15 protein-coding genes and 1 pseudogene are annotated in these 17,112 nt (G+C 69.5%); 7 read left to right on the top strand and 9 right to left on the bottom strand.

The genetic code is table 11. From position 1 onward, the window contains the following. Window positions 1-47: 47 nt before the first annotated feature. The 3 genes from moeZ (at window position 48) to AB0B28_RS19630 (ending at window position 3,280) form a co-directional block, all read left to right on the top strand. Window positions 48-1,226: an adenylyltransferase/sulfurtransferase MoeZ gene (gene moeZ / locus AB0B28_RS19620; RefSeq protein ID WP_360123288.1), complete on the top strand. Its 1,179-nt coding sequence runs from the start codon at window positions 48-50 to the stop codon at window positions 1,224-1,226. Between the two features lie 153 nt (window positions 1,227-1,379). Next, window positions 1,380-2,267, top strand: a complete 888-nt coding sequence (locus AB0B28_RS19625; RefSeq protein WP_360123291.1) for a serine hydrolase — start codon at window positions 1,380-1,382, stop codon at window positions 2,265-2,267. 137 nt (window positions 2,268-2,404) lie between these two features. Next, complete coding sequence (locus AB0B28_RS19630) at window positions 2,405-3,280, top strand: hypothetical protein (protein WP_360123294.1); 876 nt, start codon at window positions 2,405-2,407, stop codon at window positions 3,278-3,280. A 49-nt stretch (window positions 3,281-3,329) separates the two neighbouring features. On the opposite strand, the gene ahcY is transcribed toward AB0B28_RS19630, so the two are convergent. Further along, a complete protein-coding gene (ahcY, locus tag AB0B28_RS19635; protein WP_360123297.1) occupies window positions 3,330-4,775 on the bottom strand; it encodes an adenosylhomocysteinase in 1,446 nt (481 codons plus the stop codon). A 367-nt stretch (window positions 4,776-5,142) separates the two neighbouring features. On the opposite strand from ahcY, the gene AB0B28_RS19640 reads away from it, so the two are divergent. Further along, entirely contained in the window at window positions 5,143-6,171 is a 1,029-nt protein-coding gene (locus tag AB0B28_RS19640) for a GNAT family N-acetyltransferase (protein WP_360123300.1), read from the top strand. A gap of 70 nt (window positions 6,172-6,241) precedes the next feature. On the opposite strand, the gene manA is transcribed toward AB0B28_RS19640, so the two are convergent. The 5 genes from manA to AB0B28_RS19665 form a co-directional block, all read right to left on the bottom strand. Then, window positions 6,242-7,390 (bottom strand): mannose-6-phosphate isomerase, class I, encoded by a 1,149-nt coding sequence (manA, locus tag AB0B28_RS19645; RefSeq protein ID WP_360123303.1) that lies wholly within the window; start codon window positions 7,388-7,390, stop codon window positions 6,242-6,244. A 156-nt stretch (window positions 7,391-7,546) separates the two neighbouring features. Next, window positions 7,547-8,743: an SIS domain-containing protein gene (locus tag AB0B28_RS19650; protein ID WP_360123306.1), complete on the bottom strand. Its 1,197-nt coding sequence runs from the start codon at window positions 8,741-8,743 to the stop codon at window positions 7,547-7,549. A 111-nt stretch (window positions 8,744-8,854) separates the two neighbouring features. Beyond that, complete coding sequence (locus AB0B28_RS19655) at window positions 8,855-9,031, bottom strand: Trm112 family protein (RefSeq protein WP_360123309.1); 177 nt, start codon at window positions 9,029-9,031, stop codon at window positions 8,855-8,857. A gap of 3 nt (window positions 9,032-9,034) precedes the next feature. Further along, entirely contained in the window at window positions 9,035-10,414 is a 1,380-nt protein-coding gene (locus tag AB0B28_RS19660; RefSeq protein ID WP_360123312.1) for a phosphomannomutase/phosphoglucomutase, read from the bottom strand. Between the two features lie 92 nt (window positions 10,415-10,506). Next, window positions 10,507-10,971 (bottom strand): DUF3499 domain-containing protein, encoded by a 465-nt coding sequence (locus AB0B28_RS19665; protein WP_360123314.1) that lies wholly within the window; start codon window positions 10,969-10,971, stop codon window positions 10,507-10,509. A gap of 121 nt (window positions 10,972-11,092) precedes the next feature. Here AB0B28_RS19665 and AB0B28_RS19670 point away from each other — a divergent pair, with 121 nt between their 5' ends. After that, window positions 11,093-11,524 (top strand): metallopeptidase family protein, encoded by a 432-nt coding sequence (locus AB0B28_RS19670; RefSeq protein ID WP_360123316.1) that lies wholly within the window; start codon window positions 11,093-11,095, stop codon window positions 11,522-11,524. A 577-nt stretch (window positions 11,525-12,101) separates the two neighbouring features. Here the strand turns inward: AB0B28_RS19670 and AB0B28_RS19675 are convergent. The 3 genes and pseudogenes from AB0B28_RS19675 to AB0B28_RS19685 form a co-directional block, all read right to left on the bottom strand. Beyond that, a pseudogene (locus AB0B28_RS19675) lies at window positions 12,102-12,353 on the bottom strand (WhiB family transcriptional regulator); the annotation flags it as partial. Window positions 12,354-12,668: 315 nt separating this feature from the next. Next, the gene (locus AB0B28_RS19680; protein ID WP_360123319.1) at window positions 12,669-13,190 is read right to left on the bottom strand and encodes a hypothetical protein; all 522 of its coding nucleotides are present in this window, start codon (window positions 13,188-13,190) and stop codon (window positions 12,669-12,671) included. Window positions 13,191-13,198: 8 nt separating this feature from the next. Continuing rightward, entirely contained in the window at window positions 13,199-14,287 is a 1,089-nt protein-coding gene (locus AB0B28_RS19685; protein ID WP_360123322.1) for a sugar phosphate nucleotidyltransferase, read from the bottom strand. Window positions 14,288-14,462: 175 nt separating this feature from the next. Here AB0B28_RS19685 and AB0B28_RS19690 point away from each other — a divergent pair, with 175 nt between their 5' ends. Both AB0B28_RS19690 and AB0B28_RS19695 read left to right on the top strand, forming a co-directional pair. Continuing rightward, on the top strand, window positions 14,463-16,538 hold the full coding sequence (locus tag AB0B28_RS19690) for an alpha-galactosidase (protein ID WP_360123325.1): 2,076 nt from the start codon (window positions 14,463-14,465) through the stop codon (window positions 16,536-16,538). A 162-nt stretch (window positions 16,539-16,700) separates the two neighbouring features. Continuing rightward, window positions 16,701-17,078 (top strand): hypothetical protein, encoded by a 378-nt coding sequence (locus AB0B28_RS19695; RefSeq protein WP_360123327.1) that lies wholly within the window; start codon window positions 16,701-16,703, stop codon window positions 17,076-17,078. Window positions 17,079-17,112 lie beyond the last annotated feature (34 nt).

A 17,112-nucleotide genomic window follows, 5' to 3' on the forward strand; every position in this document is an offset into this window, starting at 1 on the left:
CGCTTCCCGGTGGAATATCCACACCGTGGACGGGCATTATTGGAGGCATGAGTTTGCCGCCGCTGGTCGAACCAGCCTCCGAGCTGTCGGTCGACGAGGTGCGCCGCTATTCGCGCCACCTCATCATTCCCGACGTCGCCATGGACGGTCAGAAACGACTCAAGAACGCCAAGGTGCTGTGTGTGGGCGCGGGCGGCCTCGGGTCCCCCACCCTGATGTACCTGGCCGCGGCCGGGGTCGGCACGATCGGCATCGCCGAGTTCGACACGGTCGACGAGTCGAACCTCCAGCGCCAGATCATCCACGGCCAGTCCGACATCGGGCGCCCCAAGTCCGAGTCCGCGGCGGCCTCGATCCGCGAGATCAACCCGTACGTCGACGTCGTCATCCACAACCAGGTGCTCGACAACGACAACGTGTTCGAGGTCTTCGAGCCGTACGACCTCATCATCGACGGCACCGACAACTTCGCCACCCGCTACATGGTCAACGACGCGGCCGTCCTGTCGGGCAAGCCCTACGTGTGGGGCTCGATCTTCCGCTTCGACGGCCAGGCCAGCGTGTTCTGGGCCGACCAGGGCCCGTGCTACCGCTGCCTCTACCCCGAGCCCCCGCCGCCGGGCATGGTGCCCAGCTGCGCCGAGGGCGGCGTGCTCGGCGTCCTGTGCGCCTCGATCGGCGCGATCCAGACCACCGAGGCCATCAAGCTGCTCACCGGCATCGGCGACCCGCTGGTCGGCTCGCTCATGGTCTACGACGCGCTCGAGATGACCTACCGCAAGATCAAGGTCCGCAAGGACCCGAACTGCGCGGTGTGCGGTCCGAACGCGACGGTCACCGAGCTCATCGACTACGAGGACTTCTGCGGTTCGGTCACCGACGAGGCCGCCGAGGCGGTCGTGGGCTCCACGATCACCGCGCGCGAGCTCGCCGAGTGGATCAAGGAGGGCCGCGACATCGACCTCATCGACGTGCGCGAGCCCGCCGAGTACGAGATCGTGCGCATCCCCGGTTCGCGGCTGATTCCCAAGGGGGAGATCGTGTCCGGTGCGGCGCTGTCGCAGCTGCCCACCGAGCGCCAGGCCGTGTTCTACTGCAAGGCGGGCGTGCGCTCGGCCGAGGCGCTGGCCGCGGCCAAGGCCGCCGGCCTCAAGAACGCGGTCCACGTCCAGGGCGGCGTGCTCGGCTGGATCAACCAGGTCGACCCGAGCCTGCCGGCCTACTAGAACCACTCCACAAAGGGCGTACAGCTTTCGCTGTACGCCCTTTGCCGTGCTTTCGGTTGCTTCGAGGCGGTATGAGATTCCAGACAGGCTCCGTGCGTCGAATCCGCTCGTGAGGCATTGACTCCTCCTTGACCGATTCCCTAGCCTTGCACGATGATCCGCAAAAGTGAAGCAAGCTCTCTTCGCCTGCGCCCGTCCCGTCGCGCACTCCTGCTCGGCGTCCCCGCGGCGGCCGTCCTCATCGGAGGCGGCGCGGTCGCCACGGTGGCGGCAAACGCGGAGGACGGCCTCGGCTCGATGTTCGGGCCCTCCCGTGAGGAACTCGAAGCGGAGCTCGCGGCCCGGATCGACGAGTACCTGGCCCAGAGCGGCACCGCGGTGGAGGCCTCGGTCGCGATCGAGCGCGGCGACGTGCGCCTGGACTACAACCCCGGCCAGACCCACATCACCGCCTCCATCGTCAAGGTCGAGATCCTCGCGATGGTCCAGCAGTACTGGGGCTCGGTGGACGCCATCCCCGCCGACCACCGGGACCTGTTGGAGCGCATGATCACCGAGTCCGACAACGGCGCGGCCAACACGCTCTACAACTACCTCGGCGGCGCGGCGGCCCTGGAGGCCGCCCACGAGCGCTACGGCCTCTCGAACACCACATTGGACCCCGACGGCCGCTGGGGCGTCGGCTGGTCCAGCGCTTCCGACCAGCTCATCATCACCGACCTCAACCTCTACGAAGGCGTCCTCGACACCGCCCAGACCGACCTCGCCAGGCATCTCATGGGCAACGTGATCGAAGACCAGGCCTGGGGCATCTCCGCCGCCGCAAGGGAAGGCGAGACCGTCTGGCTCAAGAACGGCTGGGACGTCGAAGCCCAACTCGACGGCCTCTGGGTCGTCAACTCCATCGGCGTCCTCGCCGGAGACTCAAGCACCCCAACCAAACTCGCCATCCTCACCAGCGGCGCGGTAGACGACATCGAAGGCATCCCAGTAGTAGAGGAAATCGCCAAGATCGCCAGAGAGGTCATCGAAACCGCCTGATCGGATTCGGCGCGAGCGGGCGGCCTGCCACCCCCGCTCACGCCGAATCGGCAGGGTCCCCATCAGACGGAAGAATCGGCCCTTGATTGGCCACACGGACTATTGTGAGAATTGCACGGATTCCGTAGCCTGGCTTGATGATTCGGCACGACCACCCCCACGCACTCCTTCAGCGCCCCCGCCCCTCTCGGCGTCTGGTACTCAGGTCCGTCCTGCCCGCGGCCGCCGCGCTCGCCGGCGCGACCGCCTGGCAGAGCGCGGCACAGGCTCAGGGCCCCACCGACGCTGCGCTCTCCGTGGAGCTCTTCGAACGCGTCGAGGCCTACCGCGCGACCACGGGCACGCAGATGGAGGCCTCGGTGGTGGTCTCGCGCGGATCGCGCCTGGTGAGCACCTACGCCCGCAGAATCCACGACACGGCCTCGGTCGTGAAATTGGAGATCCTGCTGATGCTCCTGGAGAAGTACAGCTCGATGGCCGCGATTCCGCAGCTGAGAAAAGACCAGGCGCGCAACATGATCGTCTGGTCGGACAACGACGCGACCACGGCGCTCTACAACTTCCTCGGCGGCTGCGACGCGCTCAAGGCCGCGCATGTCCGCTACAAGCTCACGTACACGAAGTCCTCACCGGACTGCCGGTGGGGCCTGACCACGACCAACGCGGGCGACCCGATCCTGGTGCTCAAGGAGCTGCTCTCCAAGGGCCGGCTCTCGCAGGAGAAGGTCGACTACGTCCGCTGGCTCATGGGCGGCGTGGCCTACGTCCAGGCCTGGGGCATCCGCGCCGCCGTGCGCGAGGGCGAGAAGTCGCTGGTCAAGAACGGCTGGGACACCCGGGCGTCCCTCGGGGGCCTGTGGGTCGTCCACTCTGTCGGCGCCATCGCCAGGCCGGGTAAGGAGGACATCCGCATGTCGATCCTGACCAGCAAGGCTCCCAACCAGACCAAGGGCATCGCGATGGTCGAGGAGATCGCCAAGATCACCCGCTCGGTGATCGACAAGGCGGTCTAGCGGCGAAACGGCCCGGACCGAATGGTCCGGGCCGTGTGTCGCTATAGGACTAGTAGCGGTAGTGGTCGGGCTTGTAGGGGCCCTCGACCTTGACGCCGATGTAGTCGGCCTGCTTCTTGGAGAGTTCGGTGAGCTTGACGCCAAGGGCGTCGAGGTGGAGGCGGGCGACCTCTTCGTCGAGGTGCTTGGGGAGCGTATAGACGCCCACCGGGTACTCGTCGAGCTTGGTGTGCAGCTCGATCTGCGCCAGCACCTGGTTGGTGAAGCTGTTGCTCATCACGAAGCTCGGGTGGCCCGTGGCGTTGCCGAGGTTGAGCAGGCGGCCTTCGCTGAGCACGATGATCGAACGGCCGTCATCGAACTGCCACTCGTGGACCTGCGGCTTGACTTCGAGCTTCTTGACGCCGGGCTCGGCGGCGAGGCCGGCCATGTCGATCTCGTTGTCGAAGTGGCCGATGTTGCCCACGATGGCCTGGTGCTTCATCCGGCGCATGTGGTCGATCGTGATCACGTCGCGGTTGCCGGTGGTGGTGATGAAGATGTCGGCGTACTCGACCGCGTCTTCGAGCGTGAGCACCTGGTACCCGTCCATCGCGGCCTGGAGCGCGCAGATCGGGTCGACCTCGGTGACGATGACGCGCGCGCCCTGGCCGCGCAGCGCCTCGGCCGAGCCCTTGCCCACGTCGCCGTAACCGCACACGACCACGGTCTTGCCGCCGATGAGCACGTCGGTGGCCCGGTTGATGCCGTCGGGCAGCGAGTGCCGCACCCCGTACTTGTTGTCGAACTTCGACTTGGTCACCGAGTCGTTCACGTTGATCGCCGGGAACGGCAGGCGCCCTTCGCGTTCGAGCTCGTACAGCCGGTGGACGCCCGTGGTGGTCTCCTCGGTGACGCCCTTGATCTCGGCGGACTTGCGGGTGAACCGGGTCGGGTCCTCCTTGAGCGAGCGGGCCAGCAGTGCGAGCACCACGGCCTCCTCCTCGCTCTCGGCCGAGGCCGCGTCCGGCACGGTCCCGGCGGCCTCGAACTTCGCGCCGTTGACCACGAGCATCGTGGCGTCCCCGCCGTCGTCGAGGATCAGGTTCGGCTCCTCGCCGCCCCAGTCGAGCGCGCGCTCGGTGCACCACCAGTACTCCTCCAGCGTCTCGCCCTTCCAGGCGAACACCGGGACGCCCTGCGGCGCTTCGGGAGTGCCCTGGCCGACCGCGATCGCGGCGGCCGCGTGGTCCTGGGTGGAGAAGATGTTGCACGAGGCCCAGCGCACCCGCGCGCCGAGCGCGGTGAGCGTCTCGATGAGCACCGCGGTCTGGATCGTCATGTGGAGCGACCCGGTGACGCGCGCGCCCTCCAGCGGGCGGGACGCGCCGAAGCGCTCGCGCAGGGCCATCAGGCCGGGCATCTCGTGTTCGGCCAGACGGATCTCGTGGCGGCCGAAGTCGGCCAGCTTGAGATCGGCGACCTTGTAGTCGTCGGCTCGCAGCGTGTTCGTCATGCCTGAAATGCTACGCGCCGCCCCCGGAGTCCCCCGCCAACGCCGCAGTGGCGGCCGACACGTACGAAACCGCAGGTGAGAGCCACGTCAATCCCTGAGGCGAGTGACACGGAAAAAATATCCGGCGCAACCCGTGTTTCTGCTTGACACTGCTGAGGCGTTGAGTAATATTGCAGATACGCAGCGTCACGGAGATGCGGGAAGGCCCACAGGGTCGGAACCTTCACCGAGACGCCGGGGAATACCAAACCGGGGGGAGTGCCGGGCGGTCTGGGGTGGCCGCCCGGCACATTTTCGTGCCCGGGCTTCTCCGTGTTCCCGTAATTCGATTGCGCCCACCTCTCGGGTACGAGACCGTACAGGGACCATGAGCGACATTGAAATTCTCCCGATCGATCCTCTCGACGCCGAACTCGTCGGGGCGTGGATCACCATGCAGAACGCCGTCATCGCGCACGACACGCCCGGCGACGCTCCCTACGCCGTCGCCCACCAGCGCCTGCGCCTGGCCCTGCATCCCTCCGCCGTCGACGTCGAACGCTACGTGGCGAGAATCGACGGCAAGGTCGTCGGCGCCACCGAACTGGTCCTGTTCCTCGCCGACAACCAGCACCTGATCGGATTCGAGCTCGAGGTCCACCCCGACCACCGCCGCCAGGGCATCGGCACCCGCCTCCTCGAATTCGTCGAGCGCCGCGCCGCCGAGACCGGCCGCGACACCCTCCTGACCGGCGTCGTCGACTCCGTCGAAGACGGCCCGAAGATGGACCACGCGGGCCAGGCGTTCGCGGGGGCCCGCGGCTACGCCTCGGTCGACAACGAGATCCACCGCCGCAACGACCTCTTCGCGGTCGACGACGACGACCTCGCCAAGCTCTACGTCGACGCGTGGGACAAGGCCGCCGGATACGAGCTGATCCAGTGGGTCAACCACGCCCCCGACGACCTCGCCGAAGGCATCGCCGCCATGCGCGCCCGCATGTACACCGACCCGCCCATGGGTGAAGAGCTCGACATCCGCCCCGCCGTCTACGACGTGGCGCGCGTCCGCGACGAGGAACGCGTGTGCGCCGAACGCGGCGAACTCCAGCTCGCCGCCGCCGTCCGCGAGGTCGCCACCGGCGAGATCGCCGGACTCACCGACATCCTCGTCTTCCCCGGCCAAGAGGAGCACGCGGGCCAGAACGACACCATCGTCGACCCCGCCCACCGCGGCAAGCGCCTCGGCACGATCCTCAAGATCGCCAACCAGCGCCTCCTGCGCGCCTACCGGCCCAAGCTCCGGTACGTCCACACCTGGAACGCCGAGGTCAACACCCACATGATCGCGATCAACGAAGCGATCGGCTACCGCCGCTTCTGCCGCGACATCGAAGTCCAGAAGAAACTCTCGTAACCCGATTTCCCGCGTTGCAATGGGAACCGGCCCGACCGCTCAGCGGTCGGGCCGGACTCGTCTCTCGAGGTCACGCGCTGGCGATGAACAGCTCGCCCTCGCCGGACGCGGTGATCGCGCCCGCGGTGCCGGCCGAGAACGCGGCCCGGCCCGGGGACAGGGCCACTTCGCCGTCGTCGTCGGCCACCGTCACCGAACCGCCGGTGCTCAGGCAGATCCGGGGGCCCTCGATCGCGAGCGTCAGCGGCTCGCCGGTCAGCGTCACGCGCTTGAGCGAGAAATCGTCGATCGGGACCGGCCAGGTGCGCACCGGGCCCTCGTCCTCGATGGCCGCGTTCGGCTCGTCGATCGCCTGGAAGTCCAGTACTCGCAAGAGTTCGGGCACGTCGACCCGCTTGTTCGTCAGGCCCCCGCGCAGCACGTTGTCGCTGGCGGCCATGATCTCGACCCCGAAGCCGCGCAGGTACGCGTGCAGGTTCCCCGCGGGCATGTAGACCGCCTCGCCGGGCTGGAGCGTGATGTGGTTGAGCAGCAGGCTGACCAGCACGCCCGGGTCGTCGGGGTAGGAGCGCGCCAGCGACACCAGGTCGGCCCCGTCGGCCGTGTCGAGCTCGGCGGCGGCCTTCGCCGCGGCGGCGATGATCGACCGGCACTCGTCACGCGGCAGCCCCAGCAGGTCCGGGACGGCCCGGCGCAGCCCGGCCTTGCGGTCGCGCAAGGTGGCGACCAGGGATTCGAGCTCGGGGACGTCGAGCGATTCGATGTCGTCGGCGGCCGCGAGCGGGTCGCGGAAGCCGCACATCGCGCGGAACTCGGTGAGCGCCACCAGCATCTCGGGCTTGTGGTTGTCGTCCACGTAGTTGCGGAACGCCGCGTCGATGCCGATGCGCAGCTCGCGCTGGTGGCCCGAGTGGGCCTGGCGCGAGTTGGGGTGGGCCTGGAGCGAGAGCGGCTTGCCGGCGGCGAGCAGCTTGAGCAGGAACGGCAGCTTCGGGCCGAAGCGCTCGAAGGCCCGCTCGCCGAGGAGCTCGGCCGGAGCGGACGCGATCGCGTCGTCCAGCGGGCGGCCGTCGTGGAGGGTCGAGGGGGCGCTGTGGTGCGCCCCGAACCACTCCTCGGCCTCGGGGAGGTCGGCCGGGACCTCCCGGCCCTGCAAGCGGGCGATGTCGTCCTGCGATCCCCACGCGTAGTTGCGGATGACGCCGTAGAGCCCCTGCACCGCCGCTCCTCACTATTTCCGATCCGGTGGACCCAACTCTAACGGTTGTCCCAGCGCACTCCGAAACCCCGCCCGCGCGGGTGCCGGAGCCGACAGCGGTACGCCGAAGGCCGCAGGCCGTGCACCGGCCTGCGGCCCCGTTTCCCCTTGCGCGCCTTATTCGGCGCCGAGGGTCAGGTCCTTCATCTCCGAGACGGCCGGGACCCGCATCGGGTCGAGGCCGTGCGCCAGCGCCAGGTAGACCGACGCGAAGTCGGGCACGGCGATGAGCGAGGCGAGGCGCTCCAGCGAGCAGCCGCCCTCGGCGGGGAGCACGTCGCAGCGGATGCCGCGGCTTTGGGCCAGGTCGGCCACCGCGTCGGCGCGCCTCGTGTCCGGCTTGGGGGTGGAGTCGTCGCCGTCGAGGCCGTCGTCCCTCATGAGCACGATCCGCAGCCGCGTCAGCTCCTCGTCCTCGTCCGGGTCGGCGAAGATGTCCTTCTGGCCTTCGGCGAGCGAGCCGAACACGCCGTCGAGCAGGCCCACCCGGCCGCGGCCGACCTCGCCGAGCTCGCCGGAGACCACCGGGTAGCGCGAGTTCGCGGCGAGCATGTCGCCGAAGCGGCGGGCCGCGACGCCCGCGAGCGGGCTGGAGCCCCACACGACCGGGATCGACCCGGCCAGGTTCATCGCCAGTTCCTTCGCGGGGTTGACGTAGGCGTCCGCGTCGGGACGGCACCGCTCGGCGTCCTCGTCCAGGCGCCGCGCGGTCTCGGCGATGTCGGCTTCCACGAGGCTCACCAGGCCGAGTTCCCTGGCGGCCATGAGGACCGGGACGGTGAGTGCCCACAGGCTGAGCCGGGCCGGGGCCCGGCGGGGCACGGCCACGAACGAGGCGCGGGCCCGTTCGGCCAGCGATTGGAGCTCCGAGTCGGGCGCGCCGATCGCGACCAGGCGAGCGCCGCGGCGCTGCGCGGCCTCGGCCGCGGCCAGCGCCTCGGGGCTGCGACCGGACGCCGAGACGGCGATGACCACGTCGGCCGCGCCGACCCAGCCGGGCACGCCCGCGGACCGGTGGCCGAGGATCGGGACGGGGCAGCGCGGGCCCGCGACGGTGGCGAGGATGTCGCCGGTGCGCGCGGCCGTGCCGACGCCCGCGACCACGACCGCCCGGGGGCGGCCCTCCTCGGCGAGCGCGGCGAGCCCGGCGTCGGCGGCCAGCGCGGCCGACTCCCGCAGCTGCGGCCCGGCCGAGGCCAGCGCCCACAGTGCCCCGCCGGGCCGGATCGCCTCGGTCAGGTCGCCTTCGATGCGGCGTTCGTCGGGGAGCCGGTCGCCCAAGATCCCGGCCACGCCCTCGTCCTCAAGACCCATCCTGTGTTCCTCCTTGGCCTTCAGGGCGCGCATCGTGATGCGGCCCTTGGCGGTTCGCTTCGGTTGCCGGGGGAGCGGGCCGCCCGGGGCGGCCGGTGGTCGTCGGCCTCGTCAGTCGCCGGAGCCGTCGAGGAGCATCACCGGGATGCCGTCCTCGACGCGGAAGACCTTCGCGCATTCGGAGCAGGTGAGCGCGTTGGCCTCGCGGTCGTACGACAGCGGGGCGTGGTGGGGTTCGGGGCAGCGCAGCAGCTCCAGGAGCACTGGCTTCGGTGCGGTGGCGGGCATGGGCTAGTTCCTAACGATGCGGAGGATGTCGTCGCGCAGCCCTTCCATCGAGGCCTTGTCGGGGCCTTCGACGTTGAGCCGCAGCAGCGGTTCGGTGTTGGAGGGGCGCAGGTTGGCCCAGGAGCCGTCGCCGAAGGCGAGCGTGAGGCCGTCGAGCCGGTCGGTCTCGACGTCGTCCTGGGCGTCGAAGTGGGTCGCGACCTCGTCGATCTTCGCGTGCGGGTCGGCGACCTTGGAGTTGATCTCGCCCGAGGCGGTGTAGCGCACGAACTCATCGGAGAGCTCCGACAGGGACCGGTCGGTCTCGCCCGCGGCCGCGAGGACGTGCATCGCGGCGAGCATGCCGGTGTCGGCGAACCAGAAGTCCCTGAAGTAGTAGTGCCCGGAGTGCTCGCCGCCGAAGACCGCGTCCTTCTCGGCCATCACGGCCTTGATGTAGGAGTGGCCCACCCGGGTGCGCTCGGGAGTCCCGCCGTGCTCGGCCACGATCTCGGGGACGGCCTTGGAGCAGATCAGGTTGTGGCACACCGTGCTGCCGGGGTGCTTGGCGAGTTCACGCGTGGCGATGAGCGCGGTGATCGTCGAAGGGGCGACCGGCTCGCCGTCGGCGTCGACCACGAAGCAGCGGTCGGCGTCCCCGTCGAAGGCCAGACCGAGGTCGGCCCCGACGACCCTGACGCGCTCCTGGAGGTCGACGATGTTCGCCGGCTCCAGCGGGTTCGCCTCGTGGTTGGGGAAGGAACCGTCCAGTTCGAAGTACAGCGGGTCGATCTCGATCGGCAGCCCCGCGAGCAGCTGGTCCCCGAGCACGGCCGGGACGGTGTGCCCGCCCATGCCGTTGCCCGCGTCCACCACGACCTTCAGCGGTCGGATGCCGGACAGGTCCACCAGCTCCCGCATGTACGCGGCGTACGCGGCCAGGAAGTCCTCCTGTGTGACCGTCCCCGGGGTCTGGGCCTCGGGGGCCGGCTCGCCGTCGAGGATCGCCTGCGCCCGGTCGCGGATGTCGGCCAGGCCCGTGTCGAGCCCGATCGGCCGCGCGGCCGGCAGGCACAGCTTGAGCCCGTTGTACTCGGCCGGGTTGTGGCTCGCGGTGAACATCGCCCCGGCCACGTTCCGCTGCCCGGCAATGAAGTAGAGCATGTCGGTCGAGCACAGCCCGGCCTCGACCACGCTCGCGCCGGCCTTGACCGCGCCGCGCGCGAACGCCTCGGCGAATCCGGGGCCCGAGTCGCGCATGTCGTGGCCCACGGCCCAGGACCGCTCACCGGTGACGGCCACGGCAGCCGCGCCTATCGCCTCCATGACCTCGGGCGTGAGCTGCGAACCGACGAGTCCTCTGACGTCGTAGGCCTTCACGAATTCACTGAGCTGGGGAGCCACGGGTCAAGCCGCCTTTCCGGTGTGTCGGGGGCCGGTCCGGAAGTCGCCACCGCGGCGGTCTGGCCGCCGCGACACCGCTTCCCGTGACGAGACTAGCGCTGCGCGTCCTCATCGCCGGACACGACCCGGAGGTGACGCCGGGCACCGAACTGCGGCGCGGCGGGGCGCTGGCCCCCGCGCTGCGACGGCTCGGCCTCGGCGGCCAGGCGGCGGCTCGCGAGCGTCGCGGCGTCCTCTTCGCGGGAGTGGTCGGTGAGCGTGCCCGGCTCGCCCTCGTGCCGCTCGCCGACCGCTGCTTCACGCACGGCGTTGGCCAGGGCGACGAGGTCGTCGTCGGTGGGCATGGGCACGGCGTAGTCGCCCTGATGGCGGACCAGTTCCCAGCCGTGGGGCACGGTGAGGCGCCGGGCGTGCGCATCACACAGGTCATAGCTGTGGGGCTCCCGATTCGTCGAGAGCGGGCCGACCACAGCGGTCGAATCCGAGTAGATATATGTCAAAGTGGCCACCGCAGGCTGGCGGCAGCCGTTCCGGGAGCAACGCCGATCCGACCTCACCCCACGAAACTACCACTCGCGGTGATGAAGTCGGCGACGCTGAGCTGTGCTCCGATGAGGATTCGCGGCGCGGGGCCTCGCGGGGCCCGTTTCGGTCGGTCCCGGACGCTAAGGTGGCCCCATGCGCAGAGATCGACACGGACGGGGGATGCGGGGGCCGCTGGCGCCCCGGACGCTGCCGCTGCGGCGCACCCCGGTCGAGGAGTTCGACGCGCTGGTCATGGGATCGGTGGTCGCGATCGAGCGGCGCCTGGCCGAGACCCTCGGCTCGAAGTTCACCGACCTGCGCCACATCGAGTTCGCGGTCGACGAGGTCCCGCCGGAGCCGAAGAACTACGACGCCGAGGTCATCGAGTACCAGGGTGTGCCGCTCTCGCGCATGTACCCGGCCCAACCGGGCACGACCGCGGCCGCGCCGCGGATCGTGTTGTACCGCAGACCGATCGAGCTGCGCGCTCACGACAAGGCCGAGACCGAGGCCTTGGTCCGCTCGGTCCTGGCCGAACAACTCGCCTCGCTGCTGAACCTGCCTCCGGAAGACCTGGAGACCTGAGGCTCGCTCGCGTCACAAGGAGTGTCGTACCCACGGCGTAGAGTTAAAACAAGGGGTCCCCCTGGGGGGACAAATCGGAAATATCCGCTTTCATGTTTCCGGTGTGGGGATTCGCTTGCGCGGAAGCGGGGCGTGAACGCGCGGAGCGGGCGCGTGTGCGGAAGCGAGGTGTGGACGGGTGGAGCCGGCTCGCGCGGCGGGTCGCCTGCGGGGCGGCTTCACCGGCGGTCGCGAACCGGTCGGCCGGAATGTGCGAGTGCCGGTCGCTGGGCGCGAAAAGGCGGGACGCCGGTGTCCCGCCCTCTCATGCCTCTGTTCGCTAGGCGGCCACCGGAATGCGCTCGGATGCCGCGGGTTCTTCGATCAGTTCGCCGTTCAGCGGCTCGCCGAGGCGGGCGCCGACCAGTTCGTCCATCAGGTTGACCCGGCCGCCGAGGCCCGCGCCCACCAGGACCGGCTCGGCGTGGCGCTGTTCGGCCGCGAAGACGGTCTCCGCGGTCAGCGCGGGGTTGATCATCGGGGTCGGCAGGCACACCACCACCGGCAGGCGCTCGCTGCGGCGTCGCGCCGCTTCACGGGCCTGGCGCTTGATCTTGCGGCGCTCGCGCTCGGAGAGCCCGCCCCAGATCCCGAACCGCTCGTCGTGGTCGAGCGCGTAGTTCAGACAGTTCTCTTTGACCTCGCACCTCGCGCAGATGCGTTTCGCATCCCGCGTGGACCCCCCTTTTTCGGGGAAGAACGCCTCCGGATCGGTCTGCGCGCACAGTGCGCGAGCCTGCCACTCCGGAACGTTACCCAACAGGTCGGCCAAGTAGTCACGGCCGTCCATATACGTCCGCCTCCTCATTCGCGCACCGGTCGAACCGGTGCTCCCCCCTTGCAATCACTTGCGAGGCAACGGCATGAGTGCTGCGGCTGGACGCGTCCCCTCCCCTGAAACGCGTACGGCCCGGCTGCGGACGTACTGGTCGCCCGCTGCGTGGTGCAGTCCTGCATGGAATTCCGGTGCCCGCGGGCGGCCTGAAGATGGGGCCGCACCGCCGTGCTCATCTCTATGGACGATGAGTCTTCATCGCTATTCGATAACGGTTCGAGATCAGACGATAGCGCACTGTGATCTGATTGATGGAAGGACCCCTCAGACTCACGCTTGTGGGGGACTTAACTTGACAGGCTCCCGAGTGGAGGTTCGTTCGCGCGTCGCGATCCATCGAGTGGCGATGAGACCGATGACGGCCAGCGCCAACCACACCGCGTCGAGCAGCAGTCGTTCCACTGCGAAACGGGCGTCGATGAATACCTGTCCCTCCTCGGCCAATTGCCGCGCCTCGTCGAATCCGTACCTTGCCGCCGACATCGTCAGCAGCACTCCGATAACGAGATAGGCGACGTAAACGAGACGGGTCAGTCTGGTTATCACTCTTCCGGGGCGGGTGTCGGGTGCGATCAGTGCCGCGAGGGCGGGGAGTACGACCGGGAGGACCGAGAAGAGGGTGCGCCGGGCCTCGTCGGAGTAGCCGATGCCGGCGGCGCGGCGGAGGGTGTCGTCGCGGGCGTCGAGTCCGGCTCCGAAGAGCCACTGGGACACCGCGACCGCGATGACGACGACGGCGGAGGTGAGGAGGACGGTCGCGACGGCCGTACGCCCGCGTGACGAGAGCTGCATGGCCGCAATTAGACCAGATCGGTTCGGTTCGCCTGCTTGAGTTCGGCGACCAGGGACTTGACCTCTTGCGCCCGGTCGCGGGGGCATACGAGGAGCGCGTCGGGGGTGTCGACGATGATCATGTCGTCGACGCCGACGGCGGCCACGAGGCGGCCTCCGGCGGGGACCACGACGTTGCGTTTGGACTCGGTCAGGAGCGCTTCGCCCGAGCCGCGGGTCTCGACCACGACGTTGCCGACGCGGTCGGCGGCCTTGAGGACCTGGCCGAGGGTGTTGTAGTCGCCCACGTCGTGCCAGTCGAAGTCGCCGGGCACGACGCCGACCTTGCCCGCGGCGGCGGCCGGTTCCATGACGGCGTAGTCGATCGAGATCTTCTCCAGGGTGGGCCACAGCTGCGAGAACAGGGCTTCGCGGCCGGTGGAGTCCCAGGCCGCGGCGAGGGTGCGCACGGCGGTGTGGAGGGCGGGTCGGTGGCGGGCGAGTTCGGCGAGGAACGCGTCGACGCGCCACACGAACATGCCGGCGTTCCACAGGTGGTTTCCGGCCGAGACGTATTCGACCGCCGAGACCTGGTCGGGTTTCTCCACGAACGCTTCGAGCTGGTAGCCGGGGCCGACGGGCGCGCCGAGGCGGAGGTAGCCGTAGCCGGTGTCGGGGCCGGTGGGGTTGATGCCGATGGTCATGAGCAGGCCGGTCGCGGCCAGTTCCATCGCGCGTTCGACGGTCTTGGCGAAGGCCTCGCCGTCCTGCACGAGGTGGTCGGCGGCGAAGGAGCCCATGAGGGCCTTGGGTTCGCGTTCGGCGATGACGGCGGCGGCGAGGCTGATCGCGGCGGCGGAGTCGCGGGGGGAGGGTTCGACGAGGATGTTGTCGCCGGGCACGTCGGGGAGCTGCCTGGCCACGTCGACGGCGTGGGCGGCGCCGGTGACCACGTAGATCCGGCTGGGGTCGGACAGGAGCCGGACCCGTTCCACGGTCGATTGCAGCAGCGAGGCGTCCGTGCCGGTGAGGGGCAGCAGGAACTTGGGTCGTTGCGCGCGAGACAGGGGCCAGAGCCGGGTTCCGGAACCGCCCGCGGGGACCACCGCGTGAAGCATGCCATTAGTCTTGCACGCCGCTCCCACGTGCTCGTTCACCCCTGCGGCGGGCCTTCGGTTGTGACGGCGAGGTGAATCCGGTGTCAACAATCGCCCGCAATTGGGACGGACACCGCTTGCCGTGGAGTGTGCGGCCGTGCAGACTGGAGCCGATCCACATCGAGAGGGAGCCCTCATGCCCATCCGCTTCGACGAAGCCGCTCAATCGTGGCACCTCGCCGGGGCCGGCGTCTCCTACGTCGTCGGTCTCCAGAACGGCTCGCCGCGCCAGTTGTACTGGGGCCCTGCGATTCCAGGCGGGGCGGCGGCCTCGCTGGCGGTCGAGCGGCGCGAGGAGTACTCGTTCGACGACCGGCTCCACACCGGCACTGAGCTGCTCGGCGAGCTCGGGCCGCAGTTCGCGACCCCGTCGATGCTGTTGCGGCACCCCGACGGCGCGAAGGGCTTCGACTGGCACTACCGCGATTTCACCGCCTCGGGGGACGAGCTCGCGATCGCGTTCGGCGACCGGGGCCTCGAATTGACGCTGCACTACCGGCTCTGGGACACCGGGGTGCTCGACCGGTGGGTCTCGCTCGAGGCCGAGAGCCCGGTCGAGTTGGGGCGCTTGGATTCGGCGGCCTGGATGCTCCCGCATTGGGGCGACTACCGGCTCTCGCACCTCTCGGGCGAATGGGCCGGCGAGTGGCAGCTGCGCCGCGTCCCGCTCCCGGTGGGGGAGACCGTGCTCGGTTCGCGCCGCGGCAACACGAGCCACCAGGCCAATCCGTGGATCGCGCTGGACGACGGCACCGCCACCGAGACCGCCGGGCTCGTCTACTCGGCCAATCTCGCCTGGTCGGGGTCGTGGCGGGTGCAGCTGCGCCGATCCCCGCAAGGGCGTGTGACCGTGACCGGCGGGGCCGGGCAGGAGGGCCTGCGGTGGACCCTTGGGCCCGGCGAGAGGTGGACGACCCCGGTGTACTCGGGGCTGCTGAGCACTGACGGCTTCGGTGGGGCTTCGCGCGCTTGGCACGAGCACCTGAGGCGCCACGTGCTGCCCACGGCCGACGAGGACGCTCCAGTGCTGTTCAACTCCTGGGAGGCGGTGTTCTTCGAGGTCTCCGAGGAGAAGCAGCTGCCGCTGGTGGACTTGGCGGCGCGGATCGGCTGCGAACAGTTCGTGGTCGACGACGGCTGGTTCGGCAAGCGGCTGGCCGACAACGCCGGGCTCGGCGACTGGGACCCCAACCCGGACCGGTTCCCCAGCGGCCTCGGGCCGCTCATCGACGCCGTCCACAAGGCGGGCATGAAGTTCGGGATCTGGGTCGAGCCGGAGATGGTCAACCCCGACTCGGATCTGTATCGCGCCCACCCCGACTGGGTCCTGCACCAGGCCGGGCGCGAGCGCAGCGAGCTGCGCACGCAGCTCGTGCTCGACTACGGGCGGCCCGAAGTCGCCGAATGGGCGTACACCTGGCTGCACAAGCTGCTCGGTGAGAACGACGTCGACTTCGTCAAGTGGGACCACAACCGGCCCTTCACCGAGGTCGGCCGCCCCGGAGACGCCGATCCCGACCGCGCGTACTTCGAGCACGTCGAAGCGGTGTACGAGCTCAAACGGCGGCTTCGCCAGGCGCACCCGGACGTGCGCATCGAAGGCTGCGCGGGCGGCGGCGCCCGCGTCGACCCGGGCATCCTGCGGTACGTCGACCAGGTGTGGACCTCGGACAACACCGACGCAGGGGACCGCGTCAACATCCAGTTCGGTTTCAGCCAGGCGTATCCGGCGCGCGCGATGGGCGCGTGGGTCACCGACGAGCCCACCGGGCTCAACAGCCGCACGACCTCGCTGCGGTTCCGGTTCCAGGTCGCCAGCGCCGGGGTGCTCGCCGTGGGCGGGAACCTCTCCGAGTGGTCCGAGGCCGACCTGGACGAGGCCGCGGCGCACATCGAGGCGTACAAGGCGCTGCGTCCGGTGGTGCAGCACGGGACGCAGTACCGGCTCGGCGACCCTGAGCTCGAGACGCTCACCGGGGTCCAGTACGTGCTCGGCGACCGGATCGCGGTGCTGGCGTTCAAGACGCCGTGGCACTGCAACCGGCCGGTGCCGCCGCTGCGGCCCGCGCAGATCGCGTCGGATTCGCGGTGGATCGACGAGGACACCGGCGAGACCCATTGGGGCGCGACGTTGAACGCGCTCGGTCTGCCGCTGCGGTGGGCGAAGGCGGACTGGGACTCGGCGGTGCTGCGGTTGCGGAGGATCGAATAGCTTCGTGCACATAGGCCGGACACGTTGTGTGACGATCCTGGTCCGCAGTGTGCTGTTCGAGTCGGCTTCGATTGTCGAATGGCGCGGAGTGGTGCCGGTGTCATAGACTCGCCGCAGTTCCGCCCGAACTGACCTGTACATCGATTCCCATAGGAGTGCTCCGTGTCTTACCCGCCCGCCCCGGCGCCCGCCCCCGAGCCCGTTCCCGCCAAGCAGGGCAACGGCTTCGGTGTCACCGCGCTCGTGCTCGGCCTCGTCGGCCTCATCGTCTTCTCGTGGATTCCGGGGATCAACCTGGTCACCGCGATTCCGCTCGGCGTCCTCGCCGTCATCTTCGGCATCCTCGCCCTCGTCAAGTCCGGCTCGCGCGGCGGCAAGGGTAAGGGCACCGGTCTGACCGGTCTGATCCTCGGTGTGCTCACGATCATCGCGGCCATCGCGATCTACTTCGTGCTCCTCGGCATCGCCAAGGCCGAGTGCGAGGACCCCAACTCGGTGCTGTACGGCAGCTCGGACTGCGCCCAGATTCTCGGCGAGTAATCATCGCGCACGCGTAAGGGCCGCAGCGGATTCG

It is taken from the genome of Glycomyces sp. NPDC046736 (assembly GCF_040645615.1).
Lineage (GTDB): Bacteria > Actinomycetota > Actinomycetes > Mycobacteriales > Micromonosporaceae > Glycomyces.

Coding starts and splice junctions, on each gene's coding strand:
- ahcY (WP_360123297.1), bottom strand. CDS start 4,775: ATGACGAACACGCTGCGAGCCGACGACTACAAGGTCGCCGATCTCAAG.
- AB0B28_RS19685 (WP_360123322.1), bottom strand. CDS start 14,287: ATGCTTCACGCGGTGGTCCCCGCGGGCGGTTCCGGAACCCGGCTCTGG.
- AB0B28_RS19680 (WP_360123319.1), bottom strand. CDS start 13,190: ATGCAGCTCTCGTCACGCGGGCGTACGGCCGTCGCGACCGTCCTCCTC.
- AB0B28_RS19625 (WP_360123291.1), top strand. CDS start 1,380: ATGATCCGCAAAAGTGAAGCAAGCTCTCTTCGCCTGCGCCCGTCCCGT.
- AB0B28_RS19650 (WP_360123306.1), bottom strand. CDS start 8,743: ATGGGTCTTGAGGACGAGGGCGTGGCCGGGATCTTGGGCGACCGGCTC.
- AB0B28_RS19640 (WP_360123300.1), top strand. CDS start 5,143: ATGAGCGACATTGAAATTCTCCCGATCGATCCTCTCGACGCCGAACTC.
- AB0B28_RS19690 (WP_360123325.1), top strand. CDS start 14,463: ATGCCCATCCGCTTCGACGAAGCCGCTCAATCGTGGCACCTCGCCGGG.
- AB0B28_RS19655 (WP_360123309.1), bottom strand. CDS start 9,031: ATGCCCGCCACCGCACCGAAGCCAGTGCTCCTGGAGCTGCTGCGCTGC.
- AB0B28_RS19670 (WP_360123316.1), top strand. CDS start 11,093: ATGCGCAGAGATCGACACGGACGGGGGATGCGGGGGCCGCTGGCGCCC.
- moeZ (WP_360123288.1), top strand. CDS start 48: ATGAGTTTGCCGCCGCTGGTCGAACCAGCCTCCGAGCTGTCGGTCGAC.
- AB0B28_RS19630 (WP_360123294.1), top strand. CDS start 2,405: ATGATTCGGCACGACCACCCCCACGCACTCCTTCAGCGCCCCCGCCCC.